This is a genomic window from Streptomyces viridochromogenes (genome assembly GCF_001270495.1).
Classification (GTDB): domain Bacteria; phylum Actinomycetota; class Actinomycetes; order Streptomycetales; family Streptomycetaceae; genus Streptomyces; species Streptomyces viridochromogenes_A.
On record NZ_LGUR01000230.1, the window covers coordinates 63245 to 82246 of the forward strand.

Sequence of the window (19002 nt, forward strand, 5' to 3'; positions counted from 1 at the left end):
TGAGGGAGTGCGTGGGGTGGCGTGGGCCAGGTGCCTCCCGCCGACGTCGTCAGGTGATCGCGCCGCTCGCCTTGAGGGCGAGGATGCGGTCCCAGTCGTAGCCGAGCTCTGTGAGGATCTCCTCGGTCTGGGCGGCGAACTCGGGGAGGGCTCCGAGGCGGGTGTCCTCGACGTCGAACTGGACGGGGCTGGAGACCAGTTCGAGGTCGCCGGCCCGGCCGATGTAGCCGTTGGCGCGGACCTGGGGGTCGGCGGCGGCCTGGAGGGTGTCCTGGACGGGTGCCCAGGGCCCGTCGAGCGCGGCGAGGTCCTTGGACCACTCGGTCAGGGTTCGGCTCGCGATCACCTCGCGGAGGATCTTCACCGCCTCCGCCGTGTGCTCGGCGATGGCCTCGGCGGTGGCGAACCGGGGATCGTCGGCGAGCTCCGGCCGGCCGATGCAACGGCACACGTCGGGCCAGAACTTGGCCGGCTGGAGCATCACGAAGGCGATGAACCGGTCGTCGGAGGTGCGGTAGAGCCCGGAGAGCGGGTTGGTGGGTGAGCCGTGGGCACTGGGCGTCACCCCCTCCCAGGGGCGGTCGAGGTGGACGGAGACGGCGATGGTGTGGCCGAGCGCCCACAGGCCGCTGCCGAGGAGGGAGACGTCCACGACGGGGGCCTCGCCGGTGCGCTCCCGGCGCAGCAGGGCGGCGGCGACGCCGCCGGCGAGGTTGGTGCCGGAGACGGTGTCGCCGTAGGCGGGGCCGGGCGGGCTGATCATCCCTTCGCTGCCGGGCGGGGTGATGCTGGCCGCGGTCCCCGCGCGCGCCCAGAAGGCGGTCATGTCGTAGCCGCCCTTGTCCGCCTCGGGGCCGCGCGGACCGAGGGCGGTGCCGCGGGCGTAGACGATGCGCGGGTTGACGGCGCGGATGTCGTCGACGTCGATGCCGAGTCGGGTGCGGGAGGAGGGCATGAAGCTGGTGAGGAAGACGTCGGAGTCCTTCACCAGTTCGTAGAGCACCTCGCGGCCCTCGGGGCGGGACATGTCCAGGCCGAGGGAGCGCTTGCCCCGGTTGGCGTGGGCCACGTTGGGGTTGGGGTCGCCCTCCACCCGGAACGAGCCGGTCTGGCGCAACCCGCGCTGCGGGTCGCCGGTGACGGCGTGTTCGATCTTGACGACGTCGGCGCCCCAGTCGGCGAGGACGGCCCCGGCCGAGGGGACGAAGCCGTACATGGCGACTTCGAGGACGCGGATGCCTTCGAGTGGCTTCATGCCACCTCCCCGGGCGGCACGACCCGGCCGAAGGCCTTCTCCTCCAGGAACTCCTCGAACCCGGCGCGTCCGCTCTCCCGGCCGATGCCGGACTGCTTGTACCCGCCGAACGGCACGTCGGCGGAGAAGTAGTTGCCGCCGTTGATCGAGAAGGTGCCCGTGCGGATGCGGCGGGCCAGGCGGATCGCGCGCTCGTCGTCGGCGCTGTGCACGGCGCCGGACAGGCCGTACTTGGAGTGGTTGGCGATGCGGACTGCGTCGTCCTCGTCGTCGTAGGGGATGACCGCGAGGACGGGTCCGAAGACCTCCTCCTGGGCGATCTCGCTGTCGGGGTCGACACCGGCGAGGAGAGTGGGTTCGTAGAACCAGCCGGGGTCGACGCGTTTGCCGCCACGGACGAGCGTCGCCCCGCCCTCGACGGCACGCCGCACCATGGCGTCGACCTTGTCACGCTGCTGCTCGCTGATGAGCGGGCCCATGGCGGTCTCCGGGGCCTGCGGGTTGCCTACGCGGACGCGTTCCATCCCCGCCGCGACGAGCTGCACGATCCGGTCGTGGTCGGCACGCGGGACGAGGAGGCGGGAGGTGAGGGCGCAGCCCTGGCCGGAGTGGGAGCAGATGGTGAAGGCGGCGAACATGGCGGCCTTGGTGAAGTCCGCGTCGTCCAGGACGATCATGGCGGACTTGCCACCGAGTTCGAGGAAGACCCGCTTCACGGTGCCTGCCGCGGCCGCCATGATGGCCCGCCCGGTGGTGGTGGCGCCGGTGAAGGTGACCAGGTCCACGTCGGGGTGGGTGGTGAGCAGTTCGCCGACCTCGGTGCGCGAGGAGCTGAGGACGCTCACGACACCGGGCGGGATGTCGGTGTGCTCCGCGATGAGTTCGCCGAGCGCGAGGGTGGTCAGCGGGGTCTGCGGGGCGCCCTTGAGGACGACGGTGCAGCCGGCCGCGAGTGCGGGGGCGAGCTTGGCCAGGGCGAGCTGGTTGGGGAAGTTGTACGGCAGGATGGCGGCGACGACCCCGGCCGCCTCCTTCTCCACCCAGCGGTGGTGGCGCTGGCCGCGGCTCTCCTTCTCTCCGAGGTCCTCGGTGAACTCGTAGTTCTCCAGGAGGTCCGCGTAGTACGTCACGAGGCCGATCGGATCGTCCAACTGAGGGCCGTGGGTGAGCTGGCGGGGCGCGCCGACCTCGGCGATGGTCAGCTCGCGCAGCTCTTCGCGGTGGTCGTCGAGGGCCTGGTGGAGCTGGCGCAGACAGCGCAGCCGGAGGTCCTTGTCCGTGGCCCAGTCGGTGGTGTCGAAGGCGCGGCGGGCGGCGGCGACCGCGGCCTCGGCGTCGGCCTTCGTGGCGTCCGGAGCGTGGCCGAGCAGGTCGCCGTTGGCGGGGTTGTACGAGGGGAAGGTGCTGTCCGCGGCGAGCAGCTTGCCGTCGATCAGCTGGGACTTGACGACGAGAGAGCTCACAGCCGCACCACCGATCCGCCGTCGACGGCGATGACCTGTCCGGTGACCCAGGCGGCCTCGTCCGAGAGCAGGAACTTCAGGGCGCCCGCCTGGTCGGTGGGCGTGCCCATGCGTTTGAGGGCGAAGGACTGCACCATGGCCGTGCGGTACTCATCGGGGATGATGCTGCGGGCCGCCTCGGTGTCCGTCGGGCCCGGCGCGATCGCGTTGACGCGGATGCCGCGCGGGCCGAGTTCTGCGGCGAGGGAGGCGGTGAGGTGGTTGATGCCGGCCTTGGCGAGCCCGTAGAAGCCGGTGGCCTGCCAGGCCGCGGTGGAGGACTGGTTGACGACGGCCGCGCCCTCCTCGAGGTGCGGCAGGGCGGCGCGGGTGACGTGCAGCGCGCCGAGCAGGTTCACCTTCAGGAAGCGGTCGAGGTAGTCGTAGTCGACGGTGACGATGCCCTCGCGGCGCATGCCGTGGAAGATCGCGGCATTGTTGACCAGGTGGTCGATCCGCCCGAACTCGCGCATCACGGTGTCGATGAGTGCTTCGGCGGAAGCGGGGTCGGCCACGTCGGCCCGCACGAACAGGGCGTCACCGATCTCCTTGGCGACCCGCTGCCCCTGCTCCTCGTTGAGCTCCGCGACCACCACGCGCGCGCCCTCGGCCGCCAGCGCCCGGGCGTACCCTTCGCCGATGCCCTGGCCGGCTCCGGTGACGATGATCACCTTGTCCTTGAACCGCATCCCAGCCTCCTCGCTCGGTTGCTCGGAAACTACATTCTCTCTTTGCGCGAAGCAAGGATTCGGACACGAGAATCGGATACTCACAGCGTCTGAGGTCGGCCTCCAACACCCCTGCACGCACAAGGGTTTCCGTTCCGCCCTCGCGAGAATAAGATTCTCTAATTCGGAAGGGATGTTTCCATGATCGAATCGAAAGCCTTGAGCCCGGCTCTCGGAGTCGAGTTCACCGGGGTCACGGACCCGCTCGACGACTCCTTCGTCCACCGCTGCGCGGAAGCCCTCAAGTGGCGGGGCGTCCTGCTGGTGCGCGGGCTGCATCTCGACGACGAGCGCCAGCTGGCGTTCAGCCGGCGACTGGGCGAGGTGGTGGCGCTGAACGGCCAGGAGATCTTCCCGATCTCCATCAATCCGGAGAAGAGCAGGACCGCCAAGTACCTCAAGGGCGCGTTCTTCTGGCACCTCGACGGCACCACCGACGATGTGCCGGTCAAGGCGACCACGCTCACCGCCCGCGAGGTCGCCATGACCGGCGGCGGCACCGACTTCGCCAGCACCTACGCGGCGTACGAGAGCCTGCCGGAAAAGGAGCGCAAGCGCTACGAGACCCTGCGCGTGGTGCACAGCTTCGAGGCCGCGCAGCGGCTGGTGAACCCCGACCCCGGCGAGCAGGAGCTGGCCGCCTGGCGCACCCAGCCCACGCACGAGGTGTCCCTCGTGTGGCAGCGCCGCGACGGCCGCCGCTCCCTGGTCACCGGCGCCACCGCCGACCACGTCGTGGGCATGGACCCCGGCGACAGCCGCGCCCTGCTGGAGGAACTGCTCGACCGGACCACCCGGGAGCGCTTCCGCTACACCCACGACTGGGCGGTCGGCGACCTGGTGGTCTGGGACAACACCGGCATCCTGCACCGGGCCCTGCCCTACGCCGAGAACTCCGAGCGGCTACTGCACCGCACGACCGTCGTCGGCGACGAGGCGTTCGCATGAGCGCCGCGCAGGCACCGACGGCCGTCGTGACCGGCGGGGCCTCCGGCATCGGTCGGGCGATCGCACAGCGGCTCACCGCCGACGGCCTGAACGTGGCCGTCCTCGACCTCTCCCCCAGCGAGGAGGGCTTCGGCCTGACCGTGGACGTCGCCGAACGCGCCCAGGTCGACAAGGCGATGGACGCGGTGCGCGAGCGCTTCGGCCCCGTGGGCGTCCTGGTCAACGCGGCCGGCAAGGACGGCTTCACCCGCTTCGCGGACCTGTCCTTCACCGACTGGCAGCGCGTGGTCGACATCAACCTCAACGGCGTCTTCCACTGCGTGCAGTCGGCCCTGCCGGACATGGTGCACGCCCGCTGGGGCCGGATCATCAACATCTCCTCCTCCAGCACCCACTCCGGCCAGCCGTTCATGGCGCACTATGTGGCGGCCAAGTCCGCCGTGAACGGACTCACCAAGTCCCTGGCCCTCGAACTCGGCCCGAAGGGCATCACGGTGAACGCGATCCCGCCCGGCTTCATCGACACCCCCATGCTGCGCACCGCCGAGCGGGAGCAGCAGCTCGGCGGCACCATCGAGGACCACATCGCGCGCACGCCGGTCCGCCGGGTCGGCCGCCCCGAGGACATCGCCGCGACCTGCTCCTTCCTGGTCAGCGAGGAGGCCGGTTACATCACCGGGCAGATCATCGGTGTGAACGGGGGCCGCAACACGTGACGAGACTGCGCCCCGTCCCGTATGAGGAGTGGGACGGCGAGGTGCTGCGTCCGCTGACGGGCGGGCGCACGGTCCCGCCGTCCAACGCCCTCGGCCTGCTGCTGAACCACCCGCAGCTGGCCAAGGCGTTCCTGACCTTCAGCACCCACCTGCTGTACCGCAGCACACTGCCCGCCAGGACGCGCGAACTGACGATCCTCAGGGTCGCCTGGCGTCACCGGTGCCGGTACGAATGGGCCCACCACGTGCTGATCGCACGCGAGGCCGGTGTGACGGAGGAGGAAGTGGAGAAGGTCCGCCAGGGCGCGAGCACGCTGTTGAACCGGGCGGTGGACGAACTCGAGACCACCTCATCTCTGTCCGACGAGCTGTACGAGGAGCTGGCGAAGCACATGGACGAACGGCAGCTGATGGACTTCGTGTTCACGGTCGGCGCGTACCGGATGCAGGCCATGGCCTACAACACCTTCGAGGTGGAACCCGATCCGGGTATGGACGACGGGGGCATGAGCGACCGCGGACCGGCCACATAGCCGGGGGGATGGACATGCCGCGTTCCGTACGCCCCGACCAGCCGCTTCGCGTCGTCCAGTGGGCCACGGGGACCATCGGCGCGCGATCGCTGCGCGCCGTTGTCGACCATCCGCACATGGTGCTGGCGGGAGTTCACGTCCACTCCCCCGGGAAGGCCGGCCGTGACGCCGGCGAGCTGTGCGGGAGTGGCCCCACGGGCGTCACGACCACCCACCGTCTCGACGACGTCCTCGCCCTGGGGGCCGACTGCGTGCTGTACATGCCGCGCACGGCCGAACTGGACGAGCTGTGCGCCCTGCTCGCGTCCGGCGCGAACGTCGTGGCCACGACCGGCGGGTTCCACCACCCGGCCGGTCTGGACCCCGCCGTCCGGTGCAGGGTCGAGGCGGCCTGCGAGCAGGGCGGCACCTCGCTCCACGACACCGGCAGCAGCCCCGGCTTCATCACCGAGGCCGTACCGCTCGTGCTGGCCTCGGTGCAGCGGCGGCTGGAGAACCTGACCATCCACGAGTACGCCGATCTGTCCCGGCGGGACTCACCGGAACTGCTGTTCGACATCATGGGCTTCGGCCGGGCTCCTGCAACGGCGTTCGACGAACGCCGCCTGGTACACGTCGAGGGCAGTTTCGGGCCCTCGCTGCGCCTGGTGGCCGACGCCCTGGGGCTGCCCCTGGACTCGGTGGAGGCGCGTGGGCAGTTGGCCACGGCGGCCCGCACGACCCGCGTCGCCGCCGGTGTCCTGCACGCCGGGACCGTGGCGGCGCAGCGGATGACGGTGTCCGGTCGGCGCGACGGCCGCACGCTCCTGGAGTTCAACGCGACCTGGTACTGCACCGAAAACCTCGACCCGGCCTGGGACCTGCGTCCCACCGGGTGGCATCTGACAGTCGACGGCGACACGCCCCTCGACGTCGCCATGAGGTTCCCGGTGCCGCTGGAGCGGCTGGCCTCGGTCTCCCCCGGCTACACCGCCCACCGGGCCGTCAACGCCGTTCCCGCCGTCTGCGCTGCGGCCCCGGGACTCCGGACCACGGCGGATCTTCCCCCGTTCACCGCGGTGCTCGGCTGAGCCGGGGCCGCCCCGGGGCTCAGCCCTGCTTCAGACGCTGCTTCATCTCGTCGAGGCGGGTCAGGATCGGGAAGCCGTCCACGCTGAGCGCGTTGCCATGCCCGGTCTGGTGGATGTCGAAGACGGACTGGAGAGCAGTGTGGAAGCCCTGGACATCGAGGGTCTGATTGACGGCGCGCTTGGCCTGGCGCAGTCCGAACGGGGGCATTGCGGCGATCCGGTCGGCCAACTCGTAGGTGCTGCTGTCCAGTTCGTCGAGCGGCACCACCTTGTTCACCATGCCGACCTGCTCGGCCTCCCGGGCGGTCAGCGGCCGTCCGGTGAACAGGATCTCCTTGGCCTTGCGCGGGCCCAGCTCCCAGGTGTGGCCGTGGTACTCGACGCCCCCGATGCCCATGTGCACGACCGGGTCGGAGAACTCGGCGTTCTCCGCGGCCACGATCAGGTCGCACGGCCAGCACAGCATCAGCCCGGCGGCGATGCACTTCCCCTGGACGGCCGCGATGGTCGGCTTGGGGATGTTCCGCCACTTCAGCGAGTACTCCAGGTAGTGGCGGGTCTCCGCGTCGTAGATCCACTCCAGGGTGATCTCACCGGGGCCGGGCCAGCGGTCCTTCAGGTCGTGCCCGGCCGAGAAATGCCGGCCGTTCGCCCTGAGCACGACGACCCGTACGTGCGCGTCCCGCGCGGCCCGGGTGTAGGCAGCGTCGAGGTCGTCGAGGAGCGCCATGGTCTGGGCGTTGGCTGCCTCGGGGCGGTTGAGGGTGATCGTGGCGATGCCGTTCTCGGCCTCGTACAGGATCTGGTCCATGGCGGGTGTCCTCTGTCCCTCTTCTATCGCGGCAGGCCGAGGATGCGCTCGGCGATGATGTTGCGCTGGATCTCGCTGGTGCCGCCGGCGATGGTGCCGGCGAAGCTGCGCGCGTACCGCTCGAACCAGCTGGAGATGAAGTGCTCGTGGTGCATGTGGTGGTACGGCCCCGTGCGCCCCGGATGCTCCAGTCCCTCGGCGCCGTGCGCCTCCAGCACGTGCAGGGAGGCGGACTGGACGGCCTCCGAGCCGAGCAGTTTGAGCACCGAGATCTCCGCCGGGTCGCGGTCCGGGCCGAGTTGGCGGTAACCGAGCAGCCGTAGCGCGGTCAGGTCCATGCGGAGGGTGGCGTACCACTCCTGGCCTGCGCCCGCGTCGGCCGCGTCGAGCAGGAGGTCCTCCAGACGTTCGGCGTACGACAGCCACAGCAGCGTGCGCTCGTGGCCGAGGGAGCCGTTCGCCACCCGCCAGCCCTCGCCCAGGGGGCCGACGAGGTTCTCGCGGGGCACCCGGACGTCGGTGAGGAACACCTCGTTGAAGTCGAGGTCGTCCTCGGCGGCGATCGATCCGAACGGGCGGCGGACGACGCCCTCGGTGCCGGTCGGGATCAGCAGGGCACTGATGCCCTTGTGCTTCGGCGCCTCCGGGTCGGTGCGGACGAAGGTGAGCAGGACATCGGCGTCGTGGGCGCCGGAGGTCCAGATCTTCTGGCCGTTGACCACGAACCCGTCCCCGTCCGCCACGGCACGGGTGCGCAGAGCGGCGAGGTCGGATCCGGCCTCCGGCTCACTCATGCCGAGCGCGGCCGTGATCTCGGCGCGCAGGATCGGCACGGCCCAGCGGCGCTTCTGTTCCTCGGTGCCGAAGGTGAGCAGGGAGGCGGCGATGATGCCGAGACCCTGGGGGTTGAAGCTGTGGTAGATCCGGCGGCGGGCCAGCTCCTCCAGGTGGGCGAGTTGCTGGGGCAGGCCGGCGTTGCGGCCGCCGTACTCGGGCGGCTGGCCCGGGAGCAGCCAGCCCGCGTCGAACAGGGTGCGCTGCCAGCGGCGGGCCCATGCGGGGACGTGGGCGCTGGAGCCGGCGCGTTCGCGGGCCTCGGCCTCCTCGGGCAGGTGGGCGTCGAGGAAGGCGGCGAACTGTGCGCGGAACTCCTCCACCTCGGGGTCGTCGGCCAGCTTCATCACGCGAGCAGTGCCTTCCTGTGGACGGACGCCGTGCCGAGGAGCAGGTCGCAGGCCTGGGCGCGTTTGAGGTGGTACTGCAGTTCGTTCTCCCAGGTGAAGCCCATGGCGCCGGACAGTTGCAGCCCGTGCCGGAAGACCAGGCGCTGGCACTCGCCGGCCGCGGCCTTGGCCATGTGCGCGGCGTCGGCGCGGCGCGGGTCGTCCTCGGCGATGGTCAGGGCGCTGAAGTGGGTGAGGGCGCGGGCGCGTTCGATGGCCACGTGCATGTCGGCCGCCTTGTGCTTGACGGCCTGGAAGGAGCCGAGGGGCCTGCCGAACTGCACCCGCTGCTTCACATGGTCCAGGACTAGATCGAGGACGCGCCGGCAGGCGCCGACACAGGTGGCGGCCAGCCCCAGCAGGGCCAGATCGGGCACTGCGGCGACGAGGCCGTCGGCGTCCACATGGGCAGCGTGCAGGTGCGGATCGAGCACCGGCACCCGTTCCGCGGCCAGCTCCGCTCCCGGGACGACGGTGACACCGCGATGGGTGAGCAGTGCGACCTCGTCGGCCCGGTCGGCGTCCAGGACGTAGCGCCCGATGCCGTCGAACACGGCGGTGCCGCTGCCCTCGGGGAGGCGGCCGGTGAGCGGTGCGAACCAGGTGGCGGTGGCCAGGAACGGGGTCGGGTCGGCGGCGTAGCCCAACTCCTCCAGAATGAGCGCGAGTTCCAGCGGGGGCGCCTCCAGCCAGCCGAGCCGGAGATACGTCTCCCACTGCTGCTTCTCGGGCCGGCCCCGCACCTTGGTGACCGTCTCGCGCACCGAGCGCCGCAGCAGTTGCTGCTCCTCGTCGAGTTCGAACTCCACGCCCGGCCCCCTCCGCCGTACCGGTGGCTGCACACCGGGCGCGGGCCCGGGTCGGAAGCGAGAATAGCATTCTCATTGAAAGGGAGTAAGGCTCTTGCTATTGGCAGAGCGCGATTCGGTAGGGCGTAAGGCTCATCTTTCCGCCTGCGTGGAGTACGGTTCTTCCATGAGTGCCGTCCCCACAGAATCCGTCGAGACCCCCGAGCCCGCCTGGCGGCAGCGCGCCGTCGAGCGCTCCACCCGGGCGGCGAAGCTGCGCGCCGAGCAGCGCGTGCAGCGCTTTCTGGACGCCGCCCAGGAGCTCATCGCCGACAAGGGCACCACCGACTTCACCGTGCAGGAGGTCGTAGAGCGTTCCCGCCAGTCGCTGCGCAGCTTCTACCAGCACTTCGACGGCAAGCACGAGCTCCTGCTCGCGCTGTTCGAGGACGCGCTGTCGAAGTCCGCCGCCGCCCTACGGGAGCAGGTCGCCGCGGGGCAGGATCCGCTGGAGCGTCTGAAGATCGCGGTCGAGTGGCTCTACGACGCCTCCAAGCCCCGCGAGGGCCGGCAGTCCCCGCTCTTCACCGACTTCGCCGTCCAGCTGCTGGTCACTCACCCGGACCAGGTGGCCAGCGCCCACGTGCCGCTGGTCGACTTCTTCACCGAGATGGTGGAAGAGGCCGTCGAGACCGGCCAGGCCGTGGCCCCGAAGCCGCGGCGAACCGCCTCCCTGATCATGCAGACGGCGATGTTCACGGCCCAGGCCCCCTCGGCCCGGGTCGGCGCCCACCCCTCGCCGATCACGGTGGAGGAGGTGTGGGCCTTCTGTCTGGGCGGCATCAGTGGCGGCCCGGCGCCCGACGGCGCTCCGGCGACTGCACCCTCGGCGAAGAAGGCCTCCGCGAGGACCGGCACGAAGAAGAAGGCGTCCGCCAAGAAGTCCGCCTCGGCCACGACCGCCGCCGCGAAGACGGGCGCGGCAGCCAGTCCACGCAGGCGCGGGTGACGGTCCGCTGCTCATCGTGACGGCCGAGGGCCGGAGTCGCCCGGCCCTCGGCCCCGTCGCTCAGGAAGCTCCCGTGGCGCAGGACCGCCCGGCAGTCGGGCCGTGTCCGAGGTTCAGGCGCCCGGGGACTCGACCGGCGCCACCTTCACCCCACCCGCCGCCCTCCCCAGCAACGTCAGCGTCACGTCGCCCGGCCCCGCCGGTGTCGTCCCGTCGGACAGCACCGCCAGGGCCAGCGTGTTACGGCCCCGGGTACGCAGGATGCCGTTGGTGACGACGAACGTGCGCTGCGGCCCCACGTCGTTGATGTACTGGCCTATGTTCCAGCCGTTGACGTAGAGCTGGACACGGTAGGCGCGGGTGGCGTCGTCGGTGAACGTGATGCCGATCGAGGCGTCAATGTCGTGGTCGATGCCGAGCCGGAACGTGGTCCGGTACCAGTCGACGCCCTGCCGGCGCCGGGCGAGCGGGAAGCCCACCTCCGCCCAGTCCCCGGTCCCGGGCCCCGGCAGATGAATGGTGGTTCCAGGCCACGTAGATGCCGACGGTGTTGAGACCGTGGGCGCGCAGCTTCTGCAGCACGTCGCGCCACAGCGACGGGCTCGGCAGCCGGAAGGGGTGAATCTCGCCGGACCACAGGACGACCCGGCGGCCGTCGATCAGTACCGAGTACTTGTCGAAAGCGACCGTGTGCGCGGCCCCGTCCGCCGACGGTGAGGGCACGTCCGGTGCGTCGACCGCGACGCCGGGGCCGGCGGTCGCGGGCACGGCCAGGCCGACGCCGGCGGCGGCGAGTGTGGCGAATGTGCGCCTGGTCAGCTCCAACTGGACCTCCGTGGCGGCTCGTTGAGGCGATGATTCGACATGCCGAACGACGTTCGCATGGGTGGAGCGAACCTAGATCCCCTTCTGAGGGCGGTCAACAGCCCGGCCACAGGCGAATGAAGGGCCCCACCCGGACCCTTGACCCCGATTTCGGTCTGACCTTTAGTATGTTTTACATATCCGCCGTCGGCAAAGGGGTTCCCGCCGTGGATTTCGAGCTGACCGAGGACCAGGAGACGATCCGCAAGGCCGTGGCCGGTCTCCTGCGTGACTTCGACGACCGGTACTGGATGGAGAAGGACCGGGACCACGCGTTCCCCGAGGAGTTCTACGCCGCCGTCGCCGATGGCGGCTGGCTCGGCATCACGATCCCGGAGGAACACGGCGGCCACGGACTCGGCATCACCGAGGCGACGCTGCTGCTGGAGGAGGTCGCGCGCTCCGGCGGGGGCATGAACGCCGCCAGCGCGATCCACATGTCGATCTTCGGCATGCATCCGGTGGTCGTGCACGGCTCCGACGAGCTGAAGCGCCGCACCCTGCCACGCATCGCACGCGGCGACCTCCACGTGTGCTTCGGGGTGACGGAACCGGGCGCCGGGCTCGACACGACGAGCATCACGACGTACGCCCGCCGGGCCGGCGACCACTACGTCGTCAGCGGACGCAAGGTGTGGATCTCCAAGGCCCTGGAGTCGGAGAAGATCCTTCTGCTGACGCGCACGGCCAGGCGGGACGAGGTCGAGAAGCCGACCGACGGCATGACGCTGTTCCTGACCGATCTGGACCGCGACCGGGTGGACATCCGCCCGATCCCGAAGATGGGCCGCAACGCCGTCTCCTCGAACGAGGTGTTCATCGACGACCTGCGGGTGCCGGTCGAGGACCGGGTCGGCGAGGAGGGCCAGGGGTTCCGCTACCTCCTCGACGGCCTCAACCCGGAGCGGATGCTGATCGCCGCCGAGGCGCTCGGCATCGGCCGCGTGGCCCTGGACCGGGCCGTGCGCTACGGACGCGAGCGGGAGGTGTTCGGACGGCCCATCGGCATGAACCAGGGCATCCAGTTCCCGCTGGCCGACGCCCTCGCCCACCTCGACGCGGCGGAGCTCGTGCTGCGCAAGGCGACCTGGCTGTACGACCAGGGCCGGCCGTGCGGGCGGGAGGCCAACACCGCCAAGTACCTGTGCGCGGACGCCGGGTTCACGGCCGCCGACCGCGCCCTTCAGACACACGGCGGCATGGGCTACTCCGAGGAGTATCCCGTGGCCCGCTTCTTCCGTGAGGCACGGCTGATGCGGATCGCGCCGGTCAGCCAGGAGATGGTCCTGAACTACCTGGGGTCCCACACCCTGGGCCTGCCGAGAAGCTACTGAGGAGCCGGTCATGACCGAGGGAACGGGACTGTTCGATCTCACCGGGCGTTCGGCGCTGGTGACCGGGGCGGCCGGCGGCATCGGCTCGGCGGTGGCCGGGGCGCTCGCCCGGGCCGGGGCCGCGGTGCTCGTCACCGACGTCGACGAGGGGGCGGCCGCGGCCGTGGCCGGGAAGCTGACCGCGGAGGGACTGCGCGCCGAGGGCGCCGCCCTGGACGTGGGGGACCGGGCGGCAGCCGACGCCGCGGTGTCCCGGGCCGCCGCGCTCACCGGCGGGACGCTGCACACCCTCGTCAACAACGCGGGAGTCACCGCGCCCGCGATGTTCGAGAAGCTCGACGAGGAGTCGTTCCGGCGGCTCCTCGACATCCATGTGCTGGGAGCGTTCCACTGCGCCCAGGCCGCGCTGCCGTTCCTGCCGACGGACGGGACCGGCCGGATCATCAACGTCACGTCGTCGGCCGGCCTGACCGGCACCCTGGGCCAGGTGAACTACTCGGCGGCCAAGGCGGGCATCATCGGACTCACCAAATCGCTGGCTCGTGAGCTGGCCCGGAAGAACATCCTGGTCAACGCGCTCGCACCACTGGCGGCGACGCCGATGACCGAGACCATCCGCACCGACCCGAAGTTCGCGGAGCGGATGCTCGCCCGGATCCCGCTGGGCCGCTGGGCGGAGCCGGAGGAGGTCGCGGGCGCGTTCGTCTTCCTCGCCTCCGACGCGGCGTCCTTCATCACCGGGCAGGTGCTGCCGGTGGACGGCGGACTGGTCATCTGACGGACCGCGGGTGGGCGGTGTTGAATGGTCCGGCCGAAACGGATGCACGACGAGAGGCCTGAACCCGTGCCCAGCGCTCACTCCACGCCCCCCACCCCGCGCTTCGACACGCTCACCGTCCCCAAGGCCTCGGACGTGCTGGCGTCGGAGGTGCGTGAGCGCATCCTGTCCGGGGAGTTCACGGAGGGCACACCCCTGCCGCCGGAACGACAACTGGTGGAGCAGACGGGACTGAGCCGGGCGACCGTGCGGGAGGCGTTGCGCATCCTGGAGGTCGAGCGGCTGGTGGAGATCCGGCCGGGACGCGGAGGCGGGGCCTTCGTGCACCGGCCCGGCCGCGAATCCCTGGCGAACACCGTGCAGTTGGTCATCCGGGGCCAGCAGATCCGGCTGGAGGCCCTGCACGAGACCCGTGAGGCGATCGAGCCGGCGTGCGCCGCGCTCGCGGCCGGCCGACGCACCGAGCACGATCTGGCCGACCTGGACGCCGCCCATGCCGAGCTGGTCGACGCCGGTGACGACATCCGCCGTTTCCTACGGGCCAACGTCCGCTGGCACAACGCGGTGGCGAGGGCGGGCAGCAACGAACTGCTCATCGGGTTCCTCAGCGCGCTCTCGGAGTCGATCTACGCCGCCACGAACCTGGAACGGTTCATGGACACCCGTATCCGCGAGGTCACCGCCCAGGCACACGCGAAGATCACCGAAGCCATCCGGTCGGGTGACGCGGCGGCGGCCCGGCGGCGGATGAGCCGCCATGTGTGCGGGTTCGCACGGGCCGCCGCCGAGGTGGACGGCCGGGAACGCGTCGAACTGACCGAGCCCGAAGACTGATCCGCCACGCCGCAGGGCGAGAATGAGATTCTCGATTTAGCGCAACACCATTGACACCTTCGGCCTGACCTTTAATAGCATCAGCGGCATGACCGACGTGAGCCCCGTCCTGACCGTGGCCGCCGACGGAGATGTCCGCATCGTCACGCTGAACCGCCCCGACCGTCTCAACGGCGTCTCGGCGGAGCTCCACTTCCGGCTGTCCCAGGTCTGGCGCGAGCTCGCGGAGGACGCCGGAGCGCGGGCGGTCGTCCTCACTGGGGCGGGCCGGGCCTTCAGCGCGGGCGGCGACTTCGACCATCTGCTGCGCCATCACGACGACCCGGAGCTGCGCGAGCGGTCCATCCGGCTCGACCGGACCATCCAGACGGACATGATCCGCTTCCCGCTGCCCGTCGTCGCGGCCGTCAACGGCCCCGCGGTGGGCCTGGGCTGCTCTCTCGCGCTGGGGTGCGACCTCGTGCTCATGGCCGAGGACGCCTACCTCGCGGACCCGCACATCTCGGTGGGCCTGGTGGCGGGCGACGGCGGAGTGACCCTCTGGCCGCTGCTGACGAGCCTGCTGCGCGTGAAGGAGTACCTGTTCACCGGGGACCGCATCCCGGCCGCCACCGCCGTCGAACTCGGCCTGGCCAACCGGACCGTCCCGGGCCCCGATCTCATGGGCGAGGCCCTCACACTGGCCCACCGGCTCGCCGCGCAGCCCCCGGAGGCGTTGCGCGCCACGAAGGCGGCGCTCGCGGCGGTGGTCGAGCAGGTCTCGCGGGGCGGCATGGAGGCGGCGCTGCTGGCCGAGCGCTCCACCATGACCAGCCCCGACCACATCCGCATCGTGAGCGACCTCGCCGCCCGGGCGAGCCGCCGTCCCAGCGCCGCCGAGGAGGGCTGAGCGTGGAACGCGATGAGTTCACGCTGGTTCGCGACATGCTGCGGGCGTTCGCGACCCGCTTCCGCACCGGCTCGGCCGACGACGTCAAGGCGCAGACTCGCGCGGACGCACAGCGGGCCTTGGACGACCTCGGCCTGACCGGCCTCCGCCGTACCTCCCCGCCGGCCGCCACCGTGCAGGAGTGCGCCCTGCTCGCCGAGGAGCACGGTCGGCAGCCCCTGACCACGTCCCTGCTCGGCACGGCGCTGCTCGCCCCCGAGCTGCTGCGTCTCCTCGACGACGGCGAGCGGGCCGACCCCGTCCACGGCGACCGCCCCACCGTCGCCCTCGCCGGCGACCTGCGCTTCCCGGACCCCGATGCGGTCGGCCTCGTCGCCTGGGACTGCGACGGCGCGGACACGGCGCTCTTCGTACATGCCGAAGGCCGCGTGACCGAGCACGAGTTGGGGGCCCCGGCACCGACCGCGGACCTGCTGCGCGGTGTACGGCGGGCGTCGGCCGAGGGCCGGCCCGTCGGCCGGCTCACCCCGGGCGCGCACCGGAGCTGGCAGGCGTACGCCCTGGTCGTGGTGGCGAGCGAACTCGTGGGGGCGGCCCGTTCGTTCGTCGGGCAGAGCGTGGACTACGCCCGCGAACGCCAGCAGTACGGGCAGCCGATCGGCTCTTTCCAGGCCGTGCAGCACCAGCTCGCCGACGCCACCGTCCTCGTGGAGGCCTGCACCAGCGCCGCCCGCTACGCCGCCTGGTGCCTGGACAGCGAAACGCCGGACCGGGCGCTGACCGCGGCCCGCGTGGCCAAGGCGGAGGTCAACTCCTCGGCCGTGGAAGCCGTGTACGCCGGGATGCAGGTGTTCGGCGGGATCGCCCAGACGTGGGAGCACGTGGCCCACCTGTACCTGCGCCGGGTCCTCGTCGGAGCGACCGCGCTCGCGACCACGGCCGACCTGCTGACCGTCCTGGCCGCACCGGAGGCGACGCGATGACGGACACTCCCCTGGACTTCGGCGACCCCGAGGACCTGGAACGCCTGCGCCACGACTTCCGTGCCTGGCTGGTCGACCACCCGCTGCCCGAACGGCCCGCCGACGAGCCGCTCCCCGTGTTCCTGCACCGCTGGCACCGCCAACTGCACTCCGGCGGCTGGGTCGGCCTCGACGTCCCGGAGCAGTACGGCGGCCGGGGTCTGACCGCGCTGCACCAGGTCACGGTCAGCGACGAACTGGGGGCGCGGGGCGTGCCCGGCGTCCCCCGCATCGGCTATCTCGCCCACGCCCTGCTGCGGTTCGGCTCCGAGGAGCAGCGCCGCCGGCTGCTGCCGCGCATGCTTTCTGGTGACGACGTGTGGTGCCAGGGCTTCAGCGAGCCCGGCGCCGGCTCGGACCTGGCCGGCATGAGCACCTACGCCGAACGCCACCCGGAGGGCCACTACATCGTCAACGGCCAGAAGCTCTGGACGAGTTACGCCCAGTACTCCGGGCTCTGCCTGCTCCTGGCCCGCACTGATCGCGCCGCTCCGGCCCACACCTCAATCTCGACCTTCGTGCTGCCTCTGGACCGACCCGGCGTGACCGTACGACCGCTGCGTGCGGCGAACGGCGACGACGAGTTCTGCGAACTGTTCCTCGACGACGTGCGCCTGGAGGAGTCCGAACGGATCGGCGCCGAGGGGGACGGCTGGCCCTTGGCGATGACTACGGTGGCGTACGAGCGCAACGCGCTGGACACCGGTCACCTGTCGAAGTACGGGCTGCTGATCGAACGTCTGCGCCGCGCCGCGCACGAGCGCCGTGGCACGCTCCCGGACGGGCTGCTGTCTGACATCGGCCGCTGTGCCGTCGACTACCAGGTCCTTGTCGCCCACGCGCGGCGCCGCACCGCCGAGCGCCTCGCCGGGCAGAGCGCGGGTCCGGAGTCGTCCGTCGACAAGCTTCTGATGACCCGCGCCGAACAACGCCTGTACGAGACGGCCTTGAAGGTGTTCCCCGAGGAGCTGTACGGGGAGGGGGGCGAGGTCCTGGGCGACTACTTCTACGCGCGGGCCGCGTCCGTGTACGGCGGCACGTCCCAGATCCAGCGCAACATCATCGCCAAGCGGCTGCTGGGCCTGCCCGCCGACCGCCGTGCCTGAACGGAGCCCTCGTCATGCGACACGACCTGGAATTCCTCAGCATTCCGAATGTGGTGAGAGTCGCCGCCCAGCGGTTCGGCGACGCCCTGGCACTCGTCGACGGCGATCAGCGCCTCACCTTCCGGGAACTGGAGGCCCGGATGATCCAAGCGGTGCGATCGGCGCTGGCGCTCGGCATCGGACCGGGTGACCGAGTCGGTCTGTGCGCACCGAACTCGGCGGAGTGGATCGTGACAGCCCTCGGCATCCAGGGCGCGGGAGGTGTCGTCGTACCGCTCAACACCCGTTTCAAGGCGACCGAGATCTCCTACATCCTGCGGAAGTCCGGCGCGAAGGCGCTGTTCGCCGCCGCGTCGTTCCTCGGCACCGACTACATCGCGGACCTGAGGCGCGCCGCCCCCGAACTGCCCGCGCTGCGGACCGCGGTGTCGATGCCGGGTGGCGCGGAGGGCCTGTACTGGAGTCAGTTCCTCGCGCATGGCGAGGAGTGTCCCGAGACGGCCGCCCAGGAGTCCATCGACCGGCTCACCCCGGATCACGTCTCCGACGTGATGTTCACCTCCGGCACCACCGGCCACCCCAAGGGCGTGATCCTCACTCACGGGCAGACATTGCGGGCGTACGGCTGGATGTCGACGGAGTACACCTTCGACGCCTCCGACAGCTTCCTGGTCATTCCGCCGTTCTTCCACTGCTTCGGCTACAAGGCGGGCTGGCTCGCCTCGCTGATGCACGGGGTGACCGTGATCCCGATGGCCGTCTTCGACGCGGGGCGCGCCCTGGAGATCATCCACACGGAGCGGGTGAGCATCGTCCTCGGCCCGCCGACCATCTTCCACGACCTGCTGAACCATCCAGAGCGGTCCTCGTACGACCTGTCGTCGCTGCGGGTGTCCATGACGGGCGGCACGACCATCCCGGAGTCGCTGATACGGGCGATGAAGAAGGATCTGTCCTTCGACATCGTGCTGAGTGCCTACGGCCTCACCGAGTCGACGGCTCTCGTCTCGACGACCCGGGTCGGGGACTCCGAGGAGACGGTGGCCCGCACCACCGGGCGTCCGATCCCGGGCGTCGAGGTCCGCATCGCCGACGACGCCGGGCAGGAGGTGCCGGCGGGCGAGGAGGGAGAGGTCCTGGTCCGCGGCTACAACGTCACGCGCGGGTACTGGGACGACCCCGCGGCCACCGCCGAGACGATCGACTGCGACGGCTGGTTGCACACCGGCGACATCGGCCGCCTGGACGTGGACGGCAACCTGGCGATCGTCGACCGGAAGAAGGAGATGTTCATCGTGGGCGGCTTCAACGCCTACCCGGCCGAGATCGAGAAGCTGCTCCTCGGCTACGAGCCGATAGCGCAGGCGGCGGTGATCGGGGTTCCGGACGAGCGGCTCGGCGAGGTCGGCTGCGCCTTCGTCGTGCCGAGGCCGGGCGCGAGCGTCACGGAGGAGGACGTCATCACGTGGGCCAGGGAGCACATGGCCAACTTCAAGGTGCCCCGCCAGGTGCGCTTCGTGGACCAGCTGCCGCGCAACGCGAGCCAGAAGGTCCTCAAGCACGAGCTGCGCGCCCGGCACGAGGGCTGAGCC

The 19002-nt window shown here is 70.9% G+C and carries 20 protein-coding genes and 1 pseudogene; 13 read left to right on the plus strand and 8 right to left on the minus strand.

The annotated features are described in order from the left end of the window. Nucleotides 1-49: 49 nt before the first annotated feature. The 3 genes from ADK36_RS33845 to ADK36_RS33855 are packed head-to-tail and all read right to left on the minus strand — an operon-like array spanning nt 50 to nt 3446. On the minus strand, nt 50-1255 hold the full coding sequence (locus tag ADK36_RS33845) for a CaiB/BaiF CoA transferase family protein (RefSeq protein WP_053200191.1): 1206 nt from the start codon (nt 1253-1255) through the stop codon (nt 50-52). Further along, the gene (locus ADK36_RS33850; RefSeq protein ID WP_078942855.1) at nt 1252-2718 is read right to left on the minus strand and encodes an aldehyde dehydrogenase family protein; all 1467 of its coding nucleotides are present in this window, start codon (nt 2716-2718) and stop codon (nt 1252-1254) included. The genes ADK36_RS33845 and ADK36_RS33850 overlap by 4 nt, the downstream gene beginning before the upstream one ends. After that, nucleotides 2715-3446: an SDR family oxidoreductase gene (locus ADK36_RS33855; RefSeq protein WP_053200195.1), complete on the minus strand. Its 732-nt coding sequence runs from the start codon at nt 3444-3446 to the stop codon at nt 2715-2717. Before ADK36_RS33855 ends, ADK36_RS33850 begins: the two co-directional genes overlap by 4 nt. A gap of 180 nt (nt 3447-3626) precedes the next feature. Between ADK36_RS33855 and ADK36_RS33860 the strand changes: the two genes are divergently transcribed. Genes ADK36_RS33860 through ADK36_RS33875 form a run of 4 tightly spaced genes read left to right on the plus strand, consistent with a single transcriptional unit; the run spans nt 3627 to nt 6752 of the window. After that, nucleotides 3627-4433, plus strand: a complete 807-nt coding sequence (locus ADK36_RS33860; protein ID WP_048580194.1) for a TauD/TfdA dioxygenase family protein — start codon at nt 3627-3629, stop codon at nt 4431-4433. Continuing rightward, nucleotides 4430-5149 carry an SDR family NAD(P)-dependent oxidoreductase gene (locus tag ADK36_RS33865; protein ID WP_053200197.1) on the plus strand — a complete coding sequence of 240 codons (720 nt, stop codon included), beginning with the start codon at nt 4430-4432 and terminating at the stop codon, nt 5147-5149. The genes ADK36_RS33860 and ADK36_RS33865 overlap by 4 nt, the downstream gene beginning before the upstream one ends. Then, nucleotides 5146-5682, plus strand: a complete 537-nt coding sequence (locus ADK36_RS33870; RefSeq protein ID WP_048580196.1) for a carboxymuconolactone decarboxylase family protein — start codon at nt 5146-5148, stop codon at nt 5680-5682. The genes ADK36_RS33865 and ADK36_RS33870 overlap by 4 nt, the downstream gene beginning before the upstream one ends. Nucleotides 5683-5696: 14 nt before the next feature. Continuing rightward, nucleotides 5697-6752: a dihydrodipicolinate reductase gene (locus tag ADK36_RS33875; RefSeq protein WP_107083643.1), complete on the plus strand. Its 1056-nt coding sequence runs from the start codon at nt 5697-5699 to the stop codon at nt 6750-6752. Between the two features lie 19 nt (nt 6753-6771). Here ADK36_RS33875 and ADK36_RS33880 read toward each other — a convergent pair whose 3' ends face one another. The 3 genes from ADK36_RS33880 to ADK36_RS33890 are packed head-to-tail and all read right to left on the minus strand — an operon-like array spanning nt 6772 to nt 9595. Next, nucleotides 6772-7563 (minus strand): enoyl-CoA hydratase, encoded by a 792-nt coding sequence (locus ADK36_RS33880; protein ID WP_048580198.1) that lies wholly within the window; start codon nt 7561-7563, stop codon nt 6772-6774. A 23-nt stretch (nt 7564-7586) separates the two neighbouring features. Next, nucleotides 7587-8744 carry an acyl-CoA dehydrogenase family protein gene (locus ADK36_RS33885; protein ID WP_053200199.1) on the minus strand — a complete coding sequence of 386 codons (1158 nt, stop codon included), beginning with the start codon at nt 8742-8744 and terminating at the stop codon, nt 7587-7589. Continuing rightward, nucleotides 8744-9595: an acyl-CoA dehydrogenase family protein gene (locus tag ADK36_RS33890; protein WP_048580200.1), complete on the minus strand. Its 852-nt coding sequence runs from the start codon at nt 9593-9595 to the stop codon at nt 8744-8746. Before ADK36_RS33890 ends, ADK36_RS33885 begins: the two co-directional genes overlap by 1 nt. 166 nt (nt 9596-9761) lie before the next feature. On the opposite strand from ADK36_RS33890, the gene ADK36_RS33895 reads away from it, so the two are divergent. Next, complete coding sequence (locus ADK36_RS33895) at nt 9762-10583, plus strand: TetR/AcrR family transcriptional regulator (protein WP_053200200.1); 822 nt, start codon at nt 9762-9764, stop codon at nt 10581-10583. Nucleotides 10584-10696: 113 nt separating this feature from the next. On the opposite strand, the pseudogene ADK36_RS33900 reads toward ADK36_RS33895, so the two are convergent. Then, nucleotides 10697-11098, minus strand: a pseudogene (locus ADK36_RS33900) (beta galactosidase jelly roll domain-containing protein); the annotation flags it as partial. Beyond that, nucleotides 10980-11306 (minus strand): beta-galactosidase, encoded by a 327-nt coding sequence (locus tag ADK36_RS51635; RefSeq protein WP_425315496.1) that lies wholly within the window; start codon nt 11304-11306, stop codon nt 10980-10982. The pseudogene ADK36_RS33900 and the gene ADK36_RS51635, both read right to left, overlap by 119 nt. Here ADK36_RS51635 and ADK36_RS49680 point away from each other — a divergent pair. From ADK36_RS49680 to ADK36_RS33940, 8 genes are all read left to right on the plus strand, one after another. After that, complete coding sequence (locus tag ADK36_RS49680) at nt 11257-11433, plus strand: hypothetical protein (protein ID WP_199830313.1); 177 nt, start codon at nt 11257-11259, stop codon at nt 11431-11433. The two genes, ADK36_RS51635 and ADK36_RS49680, sit on opposite strands and share 50 nt — an antisense overlap. Nucleotides 11434-11614: 181 nt before the next feature. Continuing rightward, nucleotides 11615-12781: an acyl-CoA dehydrogenase family protein gene (locus ADK36_RS33910; RefSeq protein ID WP_048580204.1), complete on the plus strand. Its 1167-nt coding sequence runs from the start codon at nt 11615-11617 to the stop codon at nt 12779-12781. 10 nt (nt 12782-12791) lie between these two features. Beyond that, nucleotides 12792-13559 (plus strand): SDR family NAD(P)-dependent oxidoreductase, encoded by a 768-nt coding sequence (locus tag ADK36_RS33915; protein WP_048580205.1) that lies wholly within the window; start codon nt 12792-12794, stop codon nt 13557-13559. Between the two features lie 66 nt (nt 13560-13625). Then, nucleotides 13626-14393 carry a FadR/GntR family transcriptional regulator gene (locus ADK36_RS33920; RefSeq protein WP_053200410.1) on the plus strand — a complete coding sequence of 256 codons (768 nt, stop codon included), beginning with the start codon at nt 13626-13628 and terminating at the stop codon, nt 14391-14393. Nucleotides 14394-14481: 88 nt separating this feature from the next. Next, nucleotides 14482-15282 (plus strand): enoyl-CoA hydratase/isomerase family protein, encoded by an 801-nt coding sequence (locus ADK36_RS33925; RefSeq protein WP_048580206.1) that lies wholly within the window; start codon nt 14482-14484, stop codon nt 15280-15282. A 2-nt stretch (nt 15283-15284) separates the two neighbouring features. Then, nucleotides 15285-16265, plus strand: coding sequence for an acyl-CoA dehydrogenase family protein (locus ADK36_RS33930; RefSeq protein WP_048580207.1), 981 nt, complete (start codon nt 15285-15287; stop codon nt 16263-16265). Then, nucleotides 16262-17410: an acyl-CoA dehydrogenase family protein gene (locus ADK36_RS33935; protein ID WP_053200207.1), complete on the plus strand. Its 1149-nt coding sequence runs from the start codon at nt 16262-16264 to the stop codon at nt 17408-17410. The genes ADK36_RS33930 and ADK36_RS33935 overlap by 4 nt, the downstream gene beginning before the upstream one ends. Before the next feature lie 14 nt (nt 17411-17424). Continuing rightward, nucleotides 17425-18999, plus strand: coding sequence for a FadD3 family acyl-CoA ligase (locus ADK36_RS33940; RefSeq protein WP_048580209.1), 1575 nt, complete (start codon nt 17425-17427; stop codon nt 18997-18999). The last annotated feature ends 3 nt before the right edge of the window (nt 19000-19002 follow it).

What these genes read in the sequence shown, in the direction of transcription:
- ADK36_RS33845 (WP_053200191.1), bottom strand. Translation starts at nt 1,255, where the DNA reads ATGAAGCCACTCGAAGGCATCCGCGTCCTCGAAGTCGCCATGTACGGC.
- ADK36_RS33855 (WP_053200195.1), bottom strand. Translation starts at nt 3,446, where the DNA reads ATGCGGTTCAAGGACAAGGTGATCATCGTCACCGGAGCCGGCCAGGGC.
- ADK36_RS33860 (WP_048580194.1), top strand. Translation starts at nt 3,627, where the DNA reads ATGATCGAATCGAAAGCCTTGAGCCCGGCTCTCGGAGTCGAGTTCACC.
- ADK36_RS33865 (WP_053200197.1), top strand. Translation starts at nt 4,430, where the DNA reads ATGAGCGCCGCGCAGGCACCGACGGCCGTCGTGACCGGCGGGGCCTCC.
- ADK36_RS33875 (WP_107083643.1), top strand. Translation starts at nt 5,697, where the DNA reads ATGCCGCGTTCCGTACGCCCCGACCAGCCGCTTCGCGTCGTCCAGTGG.
- ADK36_RS33880 (WP_048580198.1), bottom strand. Translation starts at nt 7,563, where the DNA reads ATGGACCAGATCCTGTACGAGGCCGAGAACGGCATCGCCACGATCACC.
- ADK36_RS33885 (WP_053200199.1), bottom strand. Translation starts at nt 8,744, where the DNA reads ATGAAGCTGGCCGACGACCCCGAGGTGGAGGAGTTCCGCGCACAGTTC.
- ADK36_RS33895 (WP_053200200.1), top strand. Translation starts at nt 9,762, where the DNA reads ATGAGTGCCGTCCCCACAGAATCCGTCGAGACCCCCGAGCCCGCCTGG.
- ADK36_RS33915 (WP_048580205.1), top strand. Translation starts at nt 12,792, where the DNA reads ATGACCGAGGGAACGGGACTGTTCGATCTCACCGGGCGTTCGGCGCTG.
- ADK36_RS33925 (WP_048580206.1), top strand. Translation starts at nt 14,482, where the DNA reads ATGACCGACGTGAGCCCCGTCCTGACCGTGGCCGCCGACGGAGATGTC.
- ADK36_RS33935 (WP_053200207.1), top strand. Translation starts at nt 16,262, where the DNA reads ATGACGGACACTCCCCTGGACTTCGGCGACCCCGAGGACCTGGAACGC.
- ADK36_RS33940 (WP_048580209.1), top strand. Translation starts at nt 17,425, where the DNA reads ATGCGACACGACCTGGAATTCCTCAGCATTCCGAATGTGGTGAGAGTC.